Origin of the sequence: Amycolatopsis sp. NBC_00438 (assembly GCF_036026695.1) — a bacterium.
Lineage (GTDB): Bacteria > Actinomycetota > Actinomycetes > Mycobacteriales > Pseudonocardiaceae > Amycolatopsis.
In genome coordinates, this window is record NZ_CP107923.1 from 8,572,505 (window position 1) to 8,591,225 (window position 18,721).

19 protein-coding genes and 1 tRNA gene are annotated in these 18,721 nt (G+C 71.1%); 7 read left to right on the plus strand and 13 right to left on the minus strand.

The features are described from left to right. Position 1 precedes the first annotated feature (1 nt). From OG494_RS39300 to OG494_RS39325, 6 genes are all read right to left on the minus strand, one after another. Complete coding sequence (locus OG494_RS39300; protein WP_328447489.1) at positions 2-409, minus strand: hypothetical protein; 408 nt, start codon at positions 407-409, stop codon at positions 2-4. Continuing rightward, complete coding sequence (locus tag OG494_RS39305) at positions 406-3,135, minus strand: FtsK/SpoIIIE domain-containing protein (protein WP_328447491.1); 2,730 nt, start codon at positions 3,133-3,135, stop codon at positions 406-408. The genes OG494_RS39300 and OG494_RS39305 overlap by 4 nt, the downstream gene beginning before the upstream one ends. A 34-nt stretch (positions 3,136-3,169) precedes the next feature. Next, complete coding sequence (locus OG494_RS39310; protein ID WP_323324606.1) at positions 3,170-3,415, minus strand: hypothetical protein; 246 nt, start codon at positions 3,413-3,415, stop codon at positions 3,170-3,172. A 4-nt stretch (positions 3,416-3,419) separates the two neighbouring features. Then, positions 3,420-3,680: a hypothetical protein gene (locus tag OG494_RS39315; protein WP_247058976.1), complete on the minus strand. Its 261-nt coding sequence runs from the start codon at positions 3,678-3,680 to the stop codon at positions 3,420-3,422. A gap of 476 nt (positions 3,681-4,156) precedes the next feature. Beyond that, a tRNA-Ser gene (locus OG494_RS39320) sits at positions 4,157-4,241 on the minus strand. Between the two features lie 58 nt (positions 4,242-4,299). Then, positions 4,300-5,043: a PP2C family protein-serine/threonine phosphatase gene (locus tag OG494_RS39325; RefSeq protein WP_328447494.1), complete on the minus strand. Its 744-nt coding sequence runs from the start codon at positions 5,041-5,043 to the stop codon at positions 4,300-4,302. Positions 5,044-5,120: 77 nt separating this feature from the next. Here OG494_RS39325 and OG494_RS39330 point away from each other — a divergent pair, with 77 nt between their 5' ends. Beyond that, positions 5,121-6,815 carry an HsdM family class I SAM-dependent methyltransferase gene (locus tag OG494_RS39330; protein ID WP_328447495.1) on the plus strand — a complete coding sequence of 565 codons (1,695 nt, stop codon included), beginning with the start codon at positions 5,121-5,123 and terminating at the stop codon, positions 6,813-6,815. Between the two features lie 15 nt (positions 6,816-6,830). Further along, positions 6,831-7,721: a serine/threonine-protein kinase gene (locus tag OG494_RS39335; protein WP_328447497.1), complete on the plus strand. Its 891-nt coding sequence runs from the start codon at positions 6,831-6,833 to the stop codon at positions 7,719-7,721. Here the strand turns inward: OG494_RS39335 and OG494_RS39340 are convergent. After that, the gene (locus tag OG494_RS39340; protein ID WP_328447499.1) at positions 7,711-8,220 is read right to left on the minus strand and encodes a hypothetical protein; all 510 of its coding nucleotides are present in this window, start codon (positions 8,218-8,220) and stop codon (positions 7,711-7,713) included. The genes OG494_RS39335 and OG494_RS39340 overlap by 11 nt on opposite strands. Before the next feature lie 112 nt (positions 8,221-8,332). Next, positions 8,333-8,854 (minus strand): GrpB family protein, encoded by a 522-nt coding sequence (locus tag OG494_RS39345; RefSeq protein ID WP_328447501.1) that lies wholly within the window; start codon positions 8,852-8,854, stop codon positions 8,333-8,335. Between the two features lie 106 nt (positions 8,855-8,960). Here OG494_RS39345 and OG494_RS39350 point away from each other — a divergent pair, with 106 nt between their 5' ends. The 3 genes from OG494_RS39350 (at position 8,961) to OG494_RS39360 (ending at position 13,221) form a co-directional block, all read left to right on the plus strand. Next, on the plus strand, positions 8,961-9,617 hold the full coding sequence (locus tag OG494_RS39350) for a L,D-transpeptidase (protein WP_328447503.1): 657 nt from the start codon (positions 8,961-8,963) through the stop codon (positions 9,615-9,617). Positions 9,618-9,728: 111 nt separating this feature from the next. Beyond that, on the plus strand, positions 9,729-12,560 hold the full coding sequence (locus OG494_RS39355) for a PQQ-dependent sugar dehydrogenase (RefSeq protein WP_328447505.1): 2,832 nt from the start codon (positions 9,729-9,731) through the stop codon (positions 12,558-12,560). Positions 12,561-12,693: 133 nt separating this feature from the next. After that, on the plus strand, positions 12,694-13,221 hold the full coding sequence (locus OG494_RS39360) for a L,D-transpeptidase (RefSeq protein ID WP_328447507.1): 528 nt from the start codon (positions 12,694-12,696) through the stop codon (positions 13,219-13,221). Here OG494_RS39360 and OG494_RS39365 read toward each other — a convergent pair. Then, complete coding sequence (locus tag OG494_RS39365) at positions 13,214-14,734, minus strand: 3-hydroxyacyl-CoA dehydrogenase (RefSeq protein WP_328447509.1); 1,521 nt, start codon at positions 14,732-14,734, stop codon at positions 13,214-13,216. The two genes, OG494_RS39360 and OG494_RS39365, sit on opposite strands and share 8 nt — an antisense overlap. A gap of 52 nt (positions 14,735-14,786) precedes the next feature. Here OG494_RS39365 and OG494_RS39370 point away from each other — a divergent pair, with 52 nt between their 5' ends. Continuing rightward, positions 14,787-15,377 (plus strand): TetR/AcrR family transcriptional regulator, encoded by a 591-nt coding sequence (locus OG494_RS39370; protein WP_328447511.1) that lies wholly within the window; start codon positions 14,787-14,789, stop codon positions 15,375-15,377. Here the strand turns inward: OG494_RS39370 and OG494_RS39375 are convergent. Continuing rightward, positions 15,374-16,045: a TetR/AcrR family transcriptional regulator gene (locus OG494_RS39375; RefSeq protein WP_328447513.1), complete on the minus strand. Its 672-nt coding sequence runs from the start codon at positions 16,043-16,045 to the stop codon at positions 15,374-15,376. The two genes, OG494_RS39370 and OG494_RS39375, sit on opposite strands and share 4 nt — an antisense overlap. A gap of 127 nt (positions 16,046-16,172) precedes the next feature. On the opposite strand from OG494_RS39375, the gene OG494_RS39380 reads away from it, so the two are divergent. Next, positions 16,173-16,619: a nitroreductase family deazaflavin-dependent oxidoreductase gene (locus OG494_RS39380; protein WP_328447515.1), complete on the plus strand. Its 447-nt coding sequence runs from the start codon at positions 16,173-16,175 to the stop codon at positions 16,617-16,619. Here OG494_RS39380 and OG494_RS39385 read toward each other — a convergent pair. Genes OG494_RS39385 through OG494_RS39395 form a run of 3 tightly spaced genes read right to left on the minus strand, consistent with a single transcriptional unit; the run spans position 16,609 to position 18,638 of the window. Continuing rightward, positions 16,609-16,806 carry a hypothetical protein gene (locus OG494_RS39385; protein ID WP_328447517.1) on the minus strand — a complete coding sequence of 66 codons (198 nt, stop codon included), beginning with the start codon at positions 16,804-16,806 and terminating at the stop codon, positions 16,609-16,611. The genes OG494_RS39380 and OG494_RS39385 overlap by 11 nt on opposite strands. A 24-nt stretch (positions 16,807-16,830) precedes the next feature. Further along, positions 16,831-17,487 carry a response regulator transcription factor gene (locus OG494_RS39390; RefSeq protein WP_328447519.1) on the minus strand — a complete coding sequence of 219 codons (657 nt, stop codon included), beginning with the start codon at positions 17,485-17,487 and terminating at the stop codon, positions 16,831-16,833. Further along, positions 17,484-18,638, minus strand: coding sequence for a sensor histidine kinase (locus OG494_RS39395; protein ID WP_328447521.1), 1,155 nt, complete (start codon positions 18,636-18,638; stop codon positions 17,484-17,486). Before OG494_RS39395 ends, OG494_RS39390 begins: the two co-directional genes overlap by 4 nt. Positions 18,639-18,721: the final 83 nt, after the last annotated feature.

Sequence of the window (18,721 nt, forward strand, 5' to 3'; positions counted from 1 at the left end):
GCTAGGCCTGCGGCGGTTCCACCCCGCGCTTCGCCGCCGCGCGCTTGGCTCGCCAGCCCAAGCCGAGGACCGCCTGCACCAGCTCCTGGTAGCTCGGCTTGACCTCCTCGAGGTACCGCTCGAGGTACGCCGCCCGGGCCGTCGTGACCGGGCGCGGGTTGTCGCCCGGGGGGAGCCACGTCAGGTCCTGGATGTTGTGCAGTGCCATCTTCCACCAGCGCGTCGCGCGCTCGGCCGCGCGTTCTTCGCGCTCAGCCGCGACGGCGATCGCGTTCGTCGCTTCCTCGATCTCCGCCTCGATCGACTCCGCGCGCGCGAGCTCCCAGGCGCGCAGGTTCTCCGCCGAGCCCCGGGACAGGGCGATGATTTCCTTGTACCGCATGGCCGCGGTGGCGCCGTCGTCGGTCATGACGCGTTCTCCGGACGCTGGAACGGGATGATCACTTCGGGGGCGCCGTGCGTCGTCCGGTCGAAGAACAACGCGCGGCCCGGGCGGGGTGACCAGTGCACGACCTGGCCCGCGGCGAACGGCGCGAGCTCGTTGCCCTGGACGTCCAAGGCCGCCCACGCGCCGATGTCGTCGTTGCCGTTGAAGCCGAGGGTGTCCTTGAGCCGGGCGATGCTGCGCCACCAGCCGATCGTGTGGATGCCGTGGCCGGGGCCCTGCTTCAGGATCACGCGCAGGTGGTCGAGTCCGCTCTTCAGCTGCCCGACCGCCTTCGCCTCGAGCGACGGCAGGGCCGCGTCGACGCCGTAGAGCAGCAGGATCTTCGCGCCGCCGGACATCGCGCCCGTCATCGACTCGAGCACGCCCGTCAGGTCGTCGACGAGGGTCGCCGCGTGGCCGTCGTGGCGCAGCCGCTCGGTCAGTTCCAGCGCGGCCGGGGCGCACGCCTCGATCGGGCAGCTCAGCAGGAACTCGACTTCGCCGGGGTCGTACTGCCGGGACAGCGACCGCGCCGAAGAGTCCATGATGGACAGTGCCTCGGCGGTAGCGGACCCGAGCACCGCGACGTTGCGGCCCGGCGCCCGGGGCAGTTCGACGCCGCACGCCGCTTCGGTCACGTCGATCGACTGGCCCAGCAGCGCCCGCGGCTTGGACGTCGGCTTGAGGTCGAGGAACGCCGGGAACTGTTCCAGAAAAGGCGAGTGCGCGCCGTCGAACAGGCGCGGCCGCGGGAAGCGGCCCTGGTACTCGTCCCACAGCCGGTGCTGCAGCCGGACGAACACGTTCTTGGTGCTCGCGTCCGGCACGTGGGACAGCTGGTTGCCGTGCGCGATACCGGAGTCGTGGTTGATCACCGCGTGCCACTTCGGCGCCGACACCGCCGCGTTGTTCGTCTCGGCCAGCACCCGCCGCGCCTTCGGCATCGCGATCCGCAGGGTGCACTGCTCGAACACCGCCGGCTTGCCCCAGAACGCCTCGATCCCGGCGACGTCCTGGCTCGCCAGCACCATGTGGATGCCCTGCGACCGGCCGCGGCGGGCGATGTCTTCGAGCAGCTGGGTCGCCGTCGCGGTCACCTGGTCGCGCCCGGCGAACAGGTACTGGAACTCGTCGATCACCGCGACGATCCGCGGCCAGTGCCCGCCGGGGTCGGCTTCGCGCAGGTCGGCGAGGTTGGTGACCTCGTGCTCCTTCGCCGCCGACGAACGCCTTCGCAGCTCGTCGGTGAGGAACCGCAGCAGCGCCAGGCCGAACTCGCGGTCGGTGTTGACGTTGACGCCGACCAGCCGCGCGTGCGGCAGCCAGGTCTGGTCCTTGCGCCCCGGCGCCAGGCCGGCGAACGAGACGCCTTCCTTGAAGTCCAGCAGGTACAGTGCCAGCTCGTCCGGGGCGTAGCGCGCCGAAAGGCTGCCGAGCAGCGCGTAGAGGAAGTTCGTCTTGCCGGACCCGGACGGCCCGCCGATCAGCGCGTGCGGGCTCGCGTCCCCGATCACGACCTCGACCGGTTCGCCTTCGAAGAACCCCACCGGGGCACGGAGTTCGCGCGCGGAGCTGTGGTGCCCGAGCTCCGGCGGGAGCAGGTCGTCGAACGACCGCGGCCCGCCCTGCTTGGCGATCAGCGCGTCCGCGATCTTGCCCGCCGCGCGGATGACCTGGCCGGACGGCATCGGCGGATCGAGGTCGACGAGCAGGTCGGTGCCGGTCATGCTGCTGATCGCGTGCCGGTCGTCGGTCAGGCTCAGCGTTTCGACCGACGCGCTGACCGCGGTCGGCACGTCGATCATGATCAGGCAGATCCCGGCGGCCAGCGCGCCGCTCGCGACGCGCTTGAGGTCGCGGGCGCGTTCCGGCTCGAGGGTTTCGCCGTTGCCGTAGAGCACGGCGATGCGGAACGGCTCGATCCGTTGCCCCTGCGCCTTCCGCAGCTCCCGCAACGACGTGTGGCCCGCCTGCATCCCGGTGGCGTGGATGCGGCGGATGTGCCCGGCCAGCTCGTCGAGGAGGTCCTCCAGCCGGCCCGGGTCGTACAGCGAGAGCGCACTGGTGCGGCTCAGCGGGTAGAGGTCCGGCAGGATCGCGGTCAGCTGCCCGACGTCCCACAGGTGGATGCGCACCGCGCCGGGTTCGAACGTCGAAAGCACGCGGATCAGCAGGTTCTGGACGATGCCGTCGATCGTGGGCCGGGTCTTGGGCGCCGAGGTGATCGCCAGGTGCGACTCGTCGAGCAGCGGGACGGCGACGTCGAAGGTGCGGGTGGCGTCCCCGCCGGCGGCCGTCGCGGAACCGACGCGCCACAAACCGGGCGCGGTGATGCCGGCGTTGTGGCCGACGCGGCCGAGCCACTCGCCCGCCAGTTGCCCGGCCGGGCCGGGTGCGTTCTGCGCCACCAGTTCGCGCAGGGTCGACGGGCCTTGGCTCCAGTCCGTGTAGTAGGCGCTGCGGACCGAGCCGAGCGCGCCGAAGACCTCGTGCGCGGCGGGGTGGCGGGACCAGTCGTTCTGCTGCTCGGCGCTGGCGTGGTTCATGCCGACGCGGACGATGTCGCGCTCCAGCTCGAGTTTGGCCAGGTCGGCTTCGGCGGCTTGACGGGCTCCGGCCGCCGCTCCCAGCACCAGCCCGATCTGATGGCGGACCCGGTCGAGTGCGGTTTCGACGCGGTTGCGTTGCTCGGCTGATTTGTTGGCCATCGGCGTCCCCAAGAAAAAGGTGTCCCGGAAAGGATTACAGGCGCGACCGGTATCCGCTCACCAGATCCTCGGCGGAGGCCAGCCGGCCGAGGAGCTGATCCAGCCCCTCGCCGGCCTGCGCGTACTGCGAGGGGAGCCAGGGATCGGCCTTGGCCTGGGCATCCACCAGAGCTTGCCGGGCTTCCCCGAGCAGGCTTGTGGCCCGCTCGGAATGGGCGCGCGCGTCGGCGAGCCCGGCCACGACCGCGGTGAGCAGCTGGTGAAGTTCGGCGAGTGTCATCCGGCTAGAGACGCGCCGAGTACGAGTCGGCAGACGAAATGCTGGCCTGGATGGTGCTCTGCATGCCGCTGATGTCGTGCAGTGCCTGGGCCAGCAAGCCGTGGGCCTGGCTCACTTCGTGCTGGCTGCTGCCCTGCGTCGCCTGTGAGAGCGACTGCTGGGCTTCTTCGAGAGACTGCGCTGCTTGCTGGAGGGCGGCGATGCCTGCGGACGCCTTTTCGTTGGCGAGCGCGATGCCAGCGCGGATCTCTTCGACTCCGGCCATCGGGCCTCTACTCCTCGAGTCTGGTTGGTCTTGCGGGGACGGATTTCTATTGAAACAGATCCAGCGACTCACCGTGATCATCTGATGATGCCCAGTGATCGCGAGCCCGGAATCAGCAAGGCCCCGGACGCAGGAACGTCCGGGGCCTGGCCGATCACGGTGCGTGCGGGGGTCAACCCGGCACAATTGCCGCACACTGGCGTCGGTGACCTACGTTGCCCCAGCTCAGAGCGATTTTCGTGCCACTTCGGGCCTCTCTGAACGCGGGCGGTCGAGGTTGGCCGAAGACTATCGCGGACTGATCGACGGGCTGCGCTCAGCCCTGTCCGTAACTCCCTGCCACCACGCAGAAAACTTCAGTTCGTTTTGGTGAAGACGACTCACGTTAGGCCTGGTGGCCGAATGGGTTCCGGGCCCGGAACGACGAAACGCCGAGCGGCCCGTGAAGGCTGCTCGGCGTCTCGCCTGATCAAGTGCGGAGGATACAGGATTCGAACCTGCGAGGGCGTGAACCCAACACGCTTTCCAAGCGTGCGCCTTAGGCCGCTCGGCCAATCCTCCGCAGGAGACGATACCGGATGCCCTTACGTGCCCGCGAAGGCGGGTCTGACCGGTCCGGTCAGGGTGCGACGTCGGCGACCACGCACGTGATGTTGTCGGGGCCGCCGGCTTCGTTGGCCAGGCGGATCAGCTCCGTGACCAGTTCGGCGGGGGCGGTGCCGCTCGCGAGGGTGTCGCGCAGGGTGGGTTCATTGACCGGGCCGCTGAGGCCGTCCGAGCAGAGCAGGTAGCGGTCGCCCGGCTTCGCGGTGAACGTCGAGATGTCGGCCTCGCTCGAGCCCGCCGTCTGCAGGGCGCGCATCAGCAGGGATCGCCGCGGGTGGGAGTCGGCGTCTTCGGCGGCGACGCGGCCGTCTTCGACCAGAGCTTGGACGAGCGTGTGGTCGCGGGTCAGGCGGCGCAGGTCGCCGTCGCGCAGGAGGTAGCCGCGGGAGTCGCCGATGTGGGCCGTGGCGAACGTGATGCCGTCGAACAGCAGCGTGGTGAGGGTGGTGCCCATGCCTTCGGTCGCGGGCTCCTGCGACGCGACTTCGGTCAGCCGCTCGTCGATCGACTTGACGACACCGGCCAGCGTCGGGATCAGATCGATGGTCGTGAGGTCGATCCGGCGCAGGTCGACGTCGAGTTCGCGCAGCACGTCGACGGCGGTCGCGCTGGCCACTTCGCCGTGCGGCTGACCGCCGATGCCGTCGGCGACGGCGAGCAGGCGGGAACTCGCGTACAGCGAGTCCTCGTTGATCCGGCGCCGCCTGCCGACGTCCGACCCCGCGGCGTACCGCAGGACGTACCGATCGTGTGTCATGCTCCCATGAAAGCATTGGTTGACTGAGTTCACAAGCATGTCGGCTGAATGGACCATCCTCCGATAGAGTCCTCGCCATGGACGACGACGCCACGGTCAGCGCGGCAGACATCGCGCGCCTCGGTGGGGTCGGCCGGGCCGCGGTGAGCAACTGGCGCCGCCGGTACCCCGACTTCCCGCAGCCGGTCGGTGGCACGGCGTCGAGCCCGCTGTTCGGCCTGTCCGACGTCGCCGGCTGGTTCCACGCCCGCGGCAAGAAGTTCGAGCTGTCCGCGGCCGAACGCGCCTGGCAGCGCCTGCGCGCCCTCGGCGACGACCTCGACCTCGCCGAGCGCGTGAACCGCGCGGGCGTCTTCTTCGCTTTCCAGGCCGGGATCGTCGACACCTTCGACCGCAAGCTCGCCGACGCCGAACTGCTCACGCTGCTCAGCGAGATGACCCACCGGACCGGGCCCGTCGACGCGTTCGAACTGCTGTGCCGCAGGTACTTCGAAGCGCATTCGCGTCGGTTGTCGACAACGCCGGAGCCGGTCGCCGAGCTGATGGCCCGGCTCGTCGGGCCGGTGCCGGTCATCCTCGACCCGGCCTGCGGCTTCGGCGCGCTCGCCCTCGCGAGCGGCGCGAAAACCGTGCTGGGCCAGGACAGTGACCCGATGACGGCGTCGATCGCGTCGCTGCGGCTGCGGTTGCGCGGCGTCGAAGCCGAGGTCCACGCGGTCGACGCGCTGCGCGAGGACGCGTTCGCCGGCCGGACCGCCGACGCCGTGCTGTGCGATCCGCCGTTCAACGAACGCGCTTGGGGGCACGACGAGCTGGTCGGCGACGCGCGCTGGGAGTACGGCCTGCCGCCGCGCGGCGAGCCGGAGCTCGCCTGGGTGCAGCACTGCCTGGCGCACGTCGAACCCGGTGGCACGGTGGCGATCCTGATGCCCGGCGCGGCGGCCGGGCGGCGCAGCGGGAAGCGGATCCGCGGCAACCTCCTGCGCGCGGGCGCGGTCCGCGCCGTGGTCACGCTGACGTCGGTGGGGCCCGATCTCTGGCTGCTGCGACGGCCGGTGGCCGGCGAGCGCCCGCCGTCCACGGTGCTGCTCGGCGAGGCGCGCGACGATCTGTCCACAGTGGAGGTCGACTGGCTGGAGTTCCTGGCGCGGCCGGAGTCCGGCGTCCGGATCATCGACCTGCTCGACGACGACGTCGACCTCTCGCCGGCCCGGTGGCGGGCCCGGGACGAGGACCCCGGGCAGGCGTTCCAGGCCGTGCGGGAGCGGTTCGACGAGCTGGCGCCGCTGCTGCCGCCGCTGGCGACGGCGGACGTCGAGCAGACGTTCACGACCATCGGCGAGCTGGTGAAGGCCGGCGTCGTCGAGGTCCGGCACGCCGCGCGGGCGGACGCCGAGCCGCCGGTCGCGGCGGCGGGGGACGTCGTCGCGTCGGTCACCGGCATCGCGTACGTCCACAGTGGACCGTCGCTGTCGGTGGGGGCGGGGCTCACGGTCTACCGCGTCGACCCGAACCGGCTGGACGCCGACTTCCTCGCCGGCTGCCTGCGCGCGGCCGATCTGCCGGCCGCCTCGGCGTCGACCCGGATCGACAGCAGGCGCGTGCGGATCCCGCGGTGTCCGCTCGACGTCCAGTACCGGTACGGCCTGGTCTTCCAGCAGCTCGCCGAGTTCGACGACGTTCTGCGTGAGGCGGCGGAAACGGGCCGTGAGCTGGTCCGGCTAGGCTTCGCGGGACTCGTCGAAGGACGGCTGCGTCCGGGAGGGCAATGAGCCCGAGGGGAACGGATGCTGATCGCCGACCGCTACGAGCTCGACGAACTGCCGCTCGGCCGCGGCGGGATGGGCGCGGTGCACGGCGGGCACGACCGCAGGCTGGGCCGGCGCGTCGCGATCAAGCTGCTCAGGCTCCCGGGCCGCGACGAAGAGCTCGAAGCCCGCTTCGCCCGCGAAGCACGGATTCTGGCGACGCTCGACCACCCCGGCGTCCCGGCGCTGTACGACTTCGGCACCCACGACGGCCGGTTGTTCCAGGTCATGCAGTTCGTCGAGGGCGTGACGGTCGCCGACCTGCTCGCCGAGCACGGGCCGCTGCCGGTGCCGTGGGCCGCGGCGATCGCGGCGCAGGCGTGCGCGGTGCTGACCGCCGCCCACGCGCTCGCGGTGTGCCACCGCGACCTCAAGCCGTCGAACCTGATGCTGGGCCCCGACGGCGGTGTGAAGGTGATGGACTTCGGGCTCGCGGTGCTGCGGGAAGCCGATACCGCGCAGTTCACCCGGGCCGGGCAGCTGCTGGGGACGCCGTCGTACATGGCGCCCGAGCAGATCCAGCGCGGCGGCGCCGAACCGCGCAGCGACCTCTACGCGCTCGGCTGCGTGCTGCACGAGATGCTCACCGGCCAGCGGCTCTTCGACGGCCCCACCGCGTACGCGGTCTTCGAACGGCAGGTCAAGGAGCTGCCGCTGCCGGTGCCGGGGATTCCGAAGCACCTCAACGCGTTGCTCGCCGAGATGCTCGCGAAGGATCCCGAAGACCGGCCGGCCGGCGCGGCGGTGCTGTACGACCGGCTCGGGCCGTTCGTCGCCGGGCTGCCGCCGCTGCCGGGGTTCCTGGCGCCGCCGTCGGTGGCCAGCCCGGGCCGGATGTACGCGCGGATGCTGGGGCGCGTCAGCGGCTGAGGGCCGCCGGGCTCCGCTCGGCCAGCGGCAGACCGGCCAGCCGCACGCGGCGGTAGGTCGTCGCGTTCTGCACCGCGATGCTGACGCCCAGGGTGAGCGCGATCGACGCCGACGTCAGCGGGCCCGCGACGCCGAGCGCGGTCGCCAGCGTCACCAGTCCGATCCGGACGGCGATGGTGAGCACCCAGAGGCCGAGGGTGACGGCCGAGCCTTTCTGGAACGTCGTGCCTCCGCGCGCGGTCAGCGTCGTCGTGGTGCTGCGGAGCACCCCGAGCCCGGCGAGCACGACCAGGTCGACGCCGAGGAAAGCGAGTTCGGCGGCCGAGCTGCCGGGCAGCGCCCCGATCGTCAGGTAGCCGCCCACCGCCACGAGGACCAGCGGCAGCGTCACCAGCGACTTGCGGTCGAGCAGCGTGCCGCGGAGCTGCTTGTAGACGACCGGGTAGAGCACGAGGCCGGCGACGGCGACATAGAGGAGGACGGTGGCGAAGCTGGACATCGGAGGCTCCCGGTTTCGAAGGTGCCTCCAGCTTCGGCCGACGGCCGCCTCATCGCGTCGGCGTGCGGATCGGTCCCGGGTGGAACCCGGCCTCAACCCCCGGGTTGACGCGCTACTCCTCCCAGACCGGCTCCGGCGGCAGGCCGCGCTCGGCGCGAGCCGCGTCGGACAGCTCCTGGATGAGGCCGGTCTTCGCCCGCGTGTAGGCGTCTCCGGTCATCCCGGACGCGGCCAGCTTCTGCTTCAGCTCGCCGTACCGCCGCGCGGCTTCCGGGTACTTCCGCAGGTGGGCGGCCAGGACGCGCTCCTTGTTGTACTCCCAGTTCGTCGGCGGGAAGACGTGCAGGTGGTGGGTGCGGACGTCGCCGGCGCGCCGGACGAACAGCAGCCGTCCCGGAGCGCCGAAGTCCTCGGCGCGGTAGCCGAGGCCGTCGAACAGGCCGGGCGGGACGGCGTCGAGATCGGGCGCGAGCGCGGCGATGTCGATGATCGGCTTGGCCGGCAAGCCGGGTACCGACGTGCTGCCGACGTGCTCTACCTCGGTGAACCGGTCGCCGGCGACGGCGAGAATCTCGGCGCAGGCCTCGGCGAAGCGCTCCGGCCAGGCTTGGTCGTAGGAAGAAACGATCACCATCGGGTCATCATCTACCCAATCGTGACCTTCGTGGACGAACCTCGGGCGGGTGACTCCCGTCTTTACGGGTGTCCGACAGGATCGAATCTTCTGGGGGTACCGGATCGTGAAGAGGCTTCTGGTGGGAGCGGCCGCGCTGGCCACGGCGTTCGTGCTGGCCGCGTGCTCGGGCGGGGCGGCCGGTTCCGGTGGGCCGAACGCCGGCGGCGGGGCCGTCGCGGCGGGTGCCGGCGGCGGTGCGCCGACGACGTCTGCGAGCACGTCCACCGCTCCGCCCACCACATCGGCCAGCGCGACGCCGGCGCCGGCGCCGTCGACGACCAAGGCGGCGCCGAGCAGCACCACCCCGAAACCGAAGCCCAAGCCGAAGCCGGCTCCGAAGCCCGCCGCCGACCCCGGCGTGCCGTGCGCGGCCGCCGCCGCGTCCGCGGGCACCGCCGCCTGCGTCGACCTCTCGGCGCACAAGACGTGGATCCTGCAGGGCGGCAAGGTCGTCTACGGGCCGGTTTCGATGCTGCCGGGCCGCAAGGGCTACGCGACCCCGACCGGCACCTTCCACGTGCTGTCGAAGGAGAAGGTGCACCTGTCGAAGGAGTTCGACAACGCGCCGATGCCGAACTCGGTCTTCTTCTACCCGGGTGACGCGTTCCACACCGGCAGCCTGTCGGTGTACTCGCACGGCTGCATCCACCTGTCGGCGAGCTCGTCGCTGAAGTACTTCACCACCCTCCACGTCGGCGACGTCGTGCAGGTTGTTCCGTAACGCGTCATCAACCGATACGGACAGTAGATCACGGTAGAGTAACTTCACTCGTAAGAGTGCAACTGGCCCCCCTGTTCAGGCGATAAGAAATCGCTTGGGAAGGGGGGCCAAATGGCCTTGGGAAAGCTTCGAGCACTACGTCACGCTCTCGTGGCGGTCGTGCTCACGGGGGCATTGCTGCCGGCCGTGACCACTGGGGTGGCAGCGGCGGCGGCGACACTCCCGCAGGGATTCGTCCTGCGGGACACGGACACCGGACTCGGTCAGTACCAGCTCACCGACTTCGCTTATCTGCCGGACAATTCGATCCTCGCCACCGGGAAGAGCGGCAGCGTCCGCTGGTTGCCGGTGAGCGGGACGGGCAAGACGATCGCGTCACTGCCGGTCCGCACGGACGAAGACCTCGGTCTCGTCGGTCTGGCCGTCGCACCGGACTACGCGACTTCGCACACCATCTACCTTTCGCGGTCGATCAACGTCACCGGCGGCTTCGTCATGCGGATGTCGCGGTTCACCGTGACCGTGGACACCGCGGGCGCGCCGACCGGGCTGACCGGTGAGCAGACGCTGTTCGAGGTGCCCGGCATCTTCAACGTCCACGGCATCAACGGCATCAACGCCGCGGCCGACGGCACGCTCTGGATGTCCATCGGCGACAACGGCGACTTCCGGAAGGTGGACCCGGGCTCGCTGCGCGCCCAGGACATCAACCAGCCCTACGGCAAGGTCTTCCACCTGACGGCCGACGGCAAGGGCGTGCCGGGGAACCCGTACTACGACGCGGCCAACCCGGCGTCGACCGCGAGCAAGGTGTTCGCGCGCGGCTTCCGCAACCCGTTCCGGTTCAGCATCGACCCGAACCTCGGCCTGCCGATCGTCGGCGACGTCGGCTGGAACACGTGGGAAGAGGTCGACGTCGTCCAGCGCGGCGCCAACCAGGGCTGGCCGTGCTGGGAAGGCAACCACCCGACGCCCGGCTTCAGCGGCCTCGCGGAGTGCGCCGGCGTGGCGAACCAGCCGCCGATCTTCGAGTACCAGCACGGCAACGGCACCATGCAGGGCAACAGCGTCACCAGCGGCATCGTCTACAACGGATCCAGCTACCCGGCCGCCTACCGCGGTTCGTTCTTCTTCGGCGACTACGTGACGAACAAGATCTGGACGATGCGGTACGACGCCCAGGGCAAGCTCACGCAGGCCCCGGAGAACCCGCCGGCCTTCACCGGCATCGGCGGCCCGACGAAGTTCGCGGCGGCGCCCAACGGCGACATCGTCTTCGCGGACATCCTGTCCGGCAACCTGCGCCGGCTGACGTACTCGGCCGGCAACACCGCGCCGGTGGCGAGCGCGTCGTCGACCACCGACCCGGACACGCGGACCGTCTCCTTCGACGGTTCGGCCTCGGTCGACTACGACGGCGATCTGCTGAAGTACGACTGGGACTTCGGGGACGGCACGACCGCCGCCGACGCCGGCCCGAAGGTGACCCACACCTACGCGGCGGGCACCGAGTCGTTCACCGCGAAGCTGACGGTCCGGGACCCGCTCGGGGCCACCGGCACGACCACCGTCGCGGTCGCACCCGGCAACCACACCCCGCAGCTCACCCTGACTACGCCGGGCGACACCGCGACTTTCGCGGTGGACCAGCAGGTCGCGCTCAGTGCCACCGCGACGGACGCGGAAGACGGCGCGCTGCCGATCACCTGGACCACCGCGGTGCGGCACTGCCCGAGCGAGGCGACGTGCCACTCGCACCCGGGGGTCGGCGGCACCGGGGCGGACTTCGCCCAGCCGTTCACCGAGCACCCGGACTCCCGGCAGGAGTTCACCGCCACGGTGACCGACAGCGCGGGCGTGTCGACGTCGAAGACGTACGTCGCGCAGCCGCGCCGCCACCGCCTGACCCTGCTCAGCACGCAGCCCGCGGCGCTGAGCATCCCGGTCGAGGGCGGTGTCAGCACGTCGCTGGTCACCGAGGGCGCGAACTTCGACGTCGAGGCCGCGCCGCTGGGCATCGACGGCGTCTCGAAGTTCACCGGCTGGCAGGGCGGCCCGACGGACACCACGTGGGTCATCACGGTCGGCACGGGTGACATGACGCTGACGGCGAACTACGCCACGCCGATCGACCAGCGCTACGACGCCGACCCGGCGGTGCGGACGCTGCTCGGCGCGCCGACGGCGGCCGAGGTCACCGACGGCACGGTCCACTACCGGACCTACGCGAACGGCCGGCTGTACTGGAGTGCCGCGACCGGGGCGAAGTACGTGACCGGTCCGGTGCTGGACAAGTACGTGTCCTACGGCGGCCACAGCGTCCTCGGGCCGCCGACGAGCGACACCGCGTCCACGCCGGACGGGGTCGCGCAGTTCAACCACTTCATCAACAACGGGAACGTCGGTTCGATCTACTACACGGCCGCGACCGGCGCGCACGCGATCTACGGCGAGATCCGCAAGAAGTGGGCGGCGCTCGACTACGAGCGCGGGCTCGGCTACCCGACAACCGACGAAGCCGGTACGCCGGACGGTGCCGGCCGGTACAACCACTTCATCAAGGGTGGGAACGTCGGTTCGATCTACTACACGAGCGCGAACGGCGCGCACGCGATCTTCGGTGAGATCCGGAAGAAGTGGGCGGAGCTCGGGTACGAGCGCGGCCTCGGCTACCCGACGACCGACGAAGGCGGCACGCCGGACGGCCTCGGCCGGTTCAACCACTTCAGCCTCGGCCACTCGATCTACTACACGGTGGCCACCGGAGCGCACGCCGTGAAGGGCGAGATCCGGAAGCGCTGGGCCGCGCTCGGCTGGGAGCGGTCGTACCTGCGGTACCCGACGACCGACGAGTACGTGACGAACGGGGTGTACCGCAGCGACTTCCAGGGCGGCTACATCACGTTCACCCTCGCCGGCGGGGCGGTCGACCGCCCCTGGTGATCGGGAGCTGAAGCACGACGAGGGCCGTCTCCGGGAGTTCTCCGGAGGCGGCCCTCGTCGTTTCACTCAACCTTTCCCGCCCCCCGCACGTCTTTGTCTTCAGAAGGCAGGAACACGGATTTTGGGGGAGAACATGCGGATTCGTCGTGCGGTGGCCGGTCTGTCCACTTTGGTCGCCGCGGCGGTGCTGACCGCGTGCTCGGCCGGGGGTACCGCGGATGTCCGGCTGGCGGCCGAGACACCGGCGTCCACTTCGGACATTACGACGGCGCCCGCCACGACGACGCCGGCCAAGCCCGTGATGGCGGCCGGGGTGCCGTGCACGATCACCGCGACGGCCTGCGTTTCGCTGTCCGGCAAGCAGGCCTGGCTGCTCGACGAAGGCAAGATCGTCTACGGCCCGGTGAAGATCATGCCCGGCAAGAAGGGCAGTACCACGCCGCTCGGCACGTGGCACGTGCTCTACAAGGAGAAGATGCACCTCAGCCGGGAGTTCGACAACGCGCCGATGCCCAACTCGGTGTTCTTCTACAACGGCGTCGCGTTCCACGAGGGCAGCTTGGCCAAGTACTCCAACGGTTGTGTGCACCTCTCCGCGCCGGCGTCGCTGAAGTTCTTCTCCTCGCTGAGCAAGGGTGACGAGGTCCAGGTCGTCAGGTGAGCAGGTCCGCCGGCCTCGTGCCGGCCGACGTCAACGGCAGGCCGAGGGCGACGCGCTCGGTGAGCCACGGGCTCGGCCGGTAGCGCGGGTCGCCGGTGGCGGCTTCGAGACCGCGCAGGATGCGCAGCACGACGTCGCCGCCGACCAGGTCGCCCCAGGCCAGCGGGCCGCGCGGGTAACCGAGGCCGAGGTGGACCGCCGTGTCGATGTCCGCCGGGCTTGCGAGGTGGTGGCCCGCGATGAAGCACGCCGTGTTCACAATGGACGCCAGCAGGCGCTGGGCGATCGGGGCCGGGCCGTCGCGGACGACCGTCACGGGTTTGCCGGTGGCGGCCAGGGCGCCCCAGGCCGCGCGGCCCGCCGCCGGGTCGAGACCGGGGTGCACCGACAGCGTCAGCCGTCGTTCGTAACCGCCGAGGGGGTCGACGCCGGCGACGCGCGCGAGCGGCAGGCCGTCGCGGGTGGCGGCGTCCACTGTGGACTCGCCGTAGAGCGGGACGAGCAGGACCGCGTCCGGGTAGGCGTCCGACACCACGTGCACGCCGGCCGCCGACAGCACGCGGGCGAGGTGCTCGTCGGCGGTGAACACCGGGCCCGTCGGCTTCGGCGGCGCCGCCGGTTCGTCCGGGTTCTGCTGCTTGCCCTCGACGTGCCGGTAGAAGCCTTCGCCGTTCTTGCGGCCGAACAGGCCGGCGGCGACGCGCGGGCGCGTCAGCCACGACGGCCGCAGCCGCGGGTCGCCGTGGAAGCCGCTCCAGATGCTCTCCAGCACGGCGTGCGAGACGTCGAGGCCGGTGAGGTCGAGCAGCTCGAACGGGCCGAGCTTCAGGCCGAGCACGTCCCGCGCGACGCGGTCGACGTCGGCCGGTTCGGCAAGCGCCTCGCCGAGGATCTGCAGTGCTTCGGTGCCGAGCCCGCGCCCGGCGTGGTTGACCAGGAAGCCCGGAGCGTCCCTCGCGAGCACCGGCTCGTGGCCCCAGCCGCGGACCAGTTCGAGCGCCTCGGCGGGCAGCCAGTCGTACGTCCGCGTGCCCGGGATCACCTCGACCAGGCGCATCAGCGGCACCGGGTTGAAGAAGTGCAGGCCGACGAGCCGACCGGGATCGGCCAGTTCGGCGGCGATCTCGGTGACCGACAGCGAGCTGGTGTTCGTCGCGAAGATCGTCTCCTGTGGACAGACGCGCTCCAGGCCGGCGAACAGCGCCCGCTTCGTCGCGAGATCCTCGCGCACGGCTTCGACGACCAGGTCGACGCCGTCGGCGGGCGCGTCCGGCGCGTCGAGGGGGACGAGCCGGTCCTTCACCGCCTGCGGTTCCTCGGTGAGCTTGCCCTTGGCGGCGAGCTTGTCGACCATCCCGCCGACGAATTCGATCGCCTTCGCGACCGCTTCGGGCCGGACGTCGGCCAGCTCGACGGTCACCCCCGCGGTCGCGGCGAGCTGGACGATCCCGCGGCCCATCACCCCGGTCCCGATCACCCGGATCCTGCCGACCTTCCCGGCCCACCCCGTCACGTCGTGCCCGCCTTCCGCTGTTGCCCGTCCGGGCGACGGTACCGTCTCGGCCGTGGCAGGGAAGCGCCTGACGCGGGCGGAAAGCCGCGAACGGACCAAGGAGCGGCTGCTCGACGCGGCGGCCGCGCTGTTCGCCGAGCGCGGCGTCAACGGCACGTCGGTCGAGCAGATCGCCGAACGCGCCGGTTACACGCGCGGCGCGTTCTATGGCAACTTCGAGGGCAAGCACGAGCTGGTCGTGGCGCTGCTGGAGCAGCGACGTTCGCAGGAAGCGGCCGAGGTGAGGGGCTTGTCCGGCGATGTCCTGGCCCGGCTGAAGGAGTGGCACGCCGAGCGCGCCGAGCACCTGCCGGAGTGGTTCGCCCTGCGCACCGAGCTGACGCTGTACGCGCTGCGCAACCCCGGGGCCCGGCCGGCGGTCGGGGAGAACGAACGCGCGGCGCGCGAGCTGATCGAGTCGGGGGTGCGGGCGACGTTCGCCGCGCGCGGGGTCGAGCCGCCGGCCGATCCGGCGTTCCTCGCGCTGATCATCCACGCGCTGGAGGACGGCCTGCTCCGGCAGCGCTACCTGAGCCCGGAGGGCACGAGCGACACCGTGATCGCCGACGCCGTCGAGCTGCTGCTGCGGACCTGGCTGCGTTAGAGACCGACGAACTCCGCCATCCGCTTCGCCGTGTGGGTGAAGAACTCGTCGGCCGGGTCGACGCTGCCGACGTACTGGCCGAACAGGTCGAAGTTGATCGCGCCGAACAGCTGGGTCCACGCCATGAGCAGCCGGGCGACCGTCTCGGGTCCGGCGACGATCCCGAGGACCTTCGTGAGCGTTTCGGCCTGGGCCCGCAGCTTGGGCGTGACGTCGCCGTCGACCGCCCGCAGCTCGGTGTGCGTGAGCACCTTGACCAGGGCCAGTGCGACGCGGGCGGCCGGCGCGACGGTGTCCTGCGGGGCCTGGTAGCCGGGGATCGGCGAGCCGTAGATCAGCGCGTACTCGTGCGGGTGCGCGCGGGCCCACTCGCGCGTCGCCTGCCAGATCGCGAGCCACCGGTCGCGTGGTTCGCCCTTCCCGGGGTCGGCGCCCTCGGCCGCCTCGCCGATCGCGTTGTAGGCGTCGACGATCAGGTCGGTCAGCAGCCGGTCGCGGCTGGGGAAGTAGCGGTACAGCGCGGACGAGACCATGCCCAGCTCACGCGCCACGGCGCGCAGGGAAAGCCCGTTCGCGCCGACTTCGGCGAGCTGGCGGCGGGCCTCGTCCTTGATCTCCTGGGTGAGTTCGGCGCGGGCACGTTCGCGCGCGGTCCGGGTCGCGGTCATGGCCGTCAGTGTGCCATGCGTGAGAGCGGCGCACAATATCGAGAGCACTGCTCTTGACTCGGCGCGACAAAGGGTGTTCACTGCTCTTAACCGAGAGCACTGCTCTCCCGAAACTTCGGAGGACACCATGACCGAGACCCGCTACCTGAAGCCCGCCAAGTCCACCAACGTCTTCAACGAGCTGGTCGCGAGGCTGACCAAGATGGGCGTGAGCATCCTGGGCAGCCGGGTGCTCACCGTCGTCGGCCGTAAGTCCGGCGAGCCGCGTTCGACGCCGGTCAACCTGCTGACCATCGACGGTGTCGACTACCTCGTCGCCGCCCGCGGCGAGACGCAGTGGGTGCGCAACCTGCGCGTCGCGGGGCAGGGCCAGCTGCGCGTCGGCCGGCGCGACGAGACCTTCACCTACCGCGAGCTGGCCGACGACGAGAAGCCCGCGATCCTGCGCGCCTACCTCAAGCGCTGGAAGTTCGAGGTCAGCGCGTTCTTCGAGGGCGTCGACACCAAGGCGTCGGACGAGCAGCTGCGCGAGATCGCCCCCGGCTACCCGGTCTTCGAGATCATCACGAAGTAGGTTTGCGCCGCGTCAGGTTCGCCGCGGCCAGGACGATGCCGACCAGGAACGCGACGAGCCCGATCAGGAACCACAGCTTCTGGCCGGTCATGAAACTGCCGGTGATGACGCCGAGGCCCTGCAGCACCCAGACGGCGCCGACGAGCACGAGCACGATCCCGACCGCCAAGGTGATCCACCGCTTCATCGCGTCAGTCTCCCACGGCCGGGGTCAGTCGCCGGGTACGAGTTTGTGCTTGTAGGCGTAGACGACGGCGTGCACGCGGTCGGGCAGCCCGAGCTTCGCGAGCACCCGCGACACGTGGGTCTTCACGGTCTCTTCGCCGACGTGCAGCTGCCGCGCGATCTCGGCGTTGCTGCAGGCGTCGGCGAGCAGCAGCAGCACTTCCCGCTCCCGCGAGGTCAGCCGCGCGACCTCGGGCGGTTCGACGGCGGCCGGCTCGAGCACCGACGTGAACTTCGCGACCAGCCGCCGGGTCACCGACGGGTCGATCAGCGCGTCGCCGCGGGCCGCGACGCGGATCGCCGCCACCAGCTCCTCCGGCGCCAGGCTCTTCAGCAGGAACCCGCTCGCCCCGGCCCGCAGCGCGCGGTAGACGTACTCGTCGGCGTCGTAGGTGGTGAGCACGAGGACGCGGGTGTCGTTGCCCGGCGCGGCGAGGATCGCCTCGGTCGCGGCGAGGCCGTCGAGGCGGGGCATCCGGACGTCGAGGACCGCGACGTCCGGGCGCAGCCGGGCCGTCTCGGCCACCGCCTCCCGGCCGTCGGACGCCTCGCCGACGCAGGTGAAGTCGGGCTGGGTGTCGAGCAGCGCGCGCATCCCGGAGCGGAACATCGCGTGGTCGTCGGCCAGCAGGACGCGGATCATGTGCTCTCCACCGGGAAGGTCGTGCGGAGCTGCCAGCGCGGGCCGTCTTCGCCGTAGGCGACCTGGCCGCCGAACAGGGTGACGCGCCGGCGGATCCCCGCCAGGCCGCGGTGCGCGTGCTCGCCGCGGGAGGTGCGGCCGGGTCGCAGGCCGTTGGTCACCGTGAGCACGATTTCGGTGCGGCCGTGGTTTAGTTCGACTTCGACCGGGCCCACACCGTGGCGCAGCGCGTTGGTCAGGCCCTCCTGCGCGATCCGGTACAGCGCGACGTCGAGCGAGCCGGCCAGCTCGCGCGGTTCGCCGAGCAGCGTCAGCCGGGTCGGCAGGCCGGCCGCGCGGACGGTCTCGACCAGCTCGTCGAGGTTGTCCAGACCGGGCTGGGCGGCGTCGGTTTCGGCGTGCAGGAGGTCGAGCAGGCGGCGCAGGTCGGCCATCGCCGAGCGGCTCGCGGACTCGACCGCGCCGAGCGACTTGCGCACCGGCGAGTCGCCTTCGGGCAGCCCGAGCCGGGCCGCGCCGGCGTGCACGCCGATGGCGCTGACGTGGTGGGAGATGACGTCGTGCAGATCGCGCGCGATCGTCGTGCGTTCCTCGGTGACGGCCCGTCGCACGGCCGCTTCTTCGTGCTGACGGCGTTCGTCCGCTTCGCGTTCGAGGTCGGCGATGTACGCGCGCCGCGCCGTCGTGTACCGGCCGACCAGCCACGGCAGGAGCGCGCTCACGCTGACGCTCACCGCCATCAGCCGCAGGTCGTTCGCGGTCCGGCCGCCGCCTTCGACGCAGCCCGCGGTGACGCCGGCGACCATCGCGAGGAGCGCGAGCACCGCCGGTTTCGGGCGCAGCCAGGCGCCCGCGCGGTACCCCGCGATCAGGACGCCCGCGTTGTTGCCGACGACGTACCCCGCGGTGGTGCTGATCAGCAGTGGCGAGGCCGCGAAGAGCAGGGCGTGCGCCAGTGAGACCCAGCCCGAGTAGCGGGCCGGCCCGGCGAGCGCGGCGTTGACGGCGACGCCGCCGAGCAGCACGGCCCACGGCTGCCAGTGGCCGTTGCCGAGCGGTCCGCGCACGCCGAAGAGGACCGCGTCACAGACGACGCAGACCACCGCGACGAGCAGCGACTGCCGCCGAAGTGACCCCCTGATGTCGTACACGCCCGCAACTCTGCCCTAACCCGGCCGCCGGGGTCCGCAAAAGCCGTGAAGGCCCCCTTCCCGGCTCTTATGGCCGGTAAGGA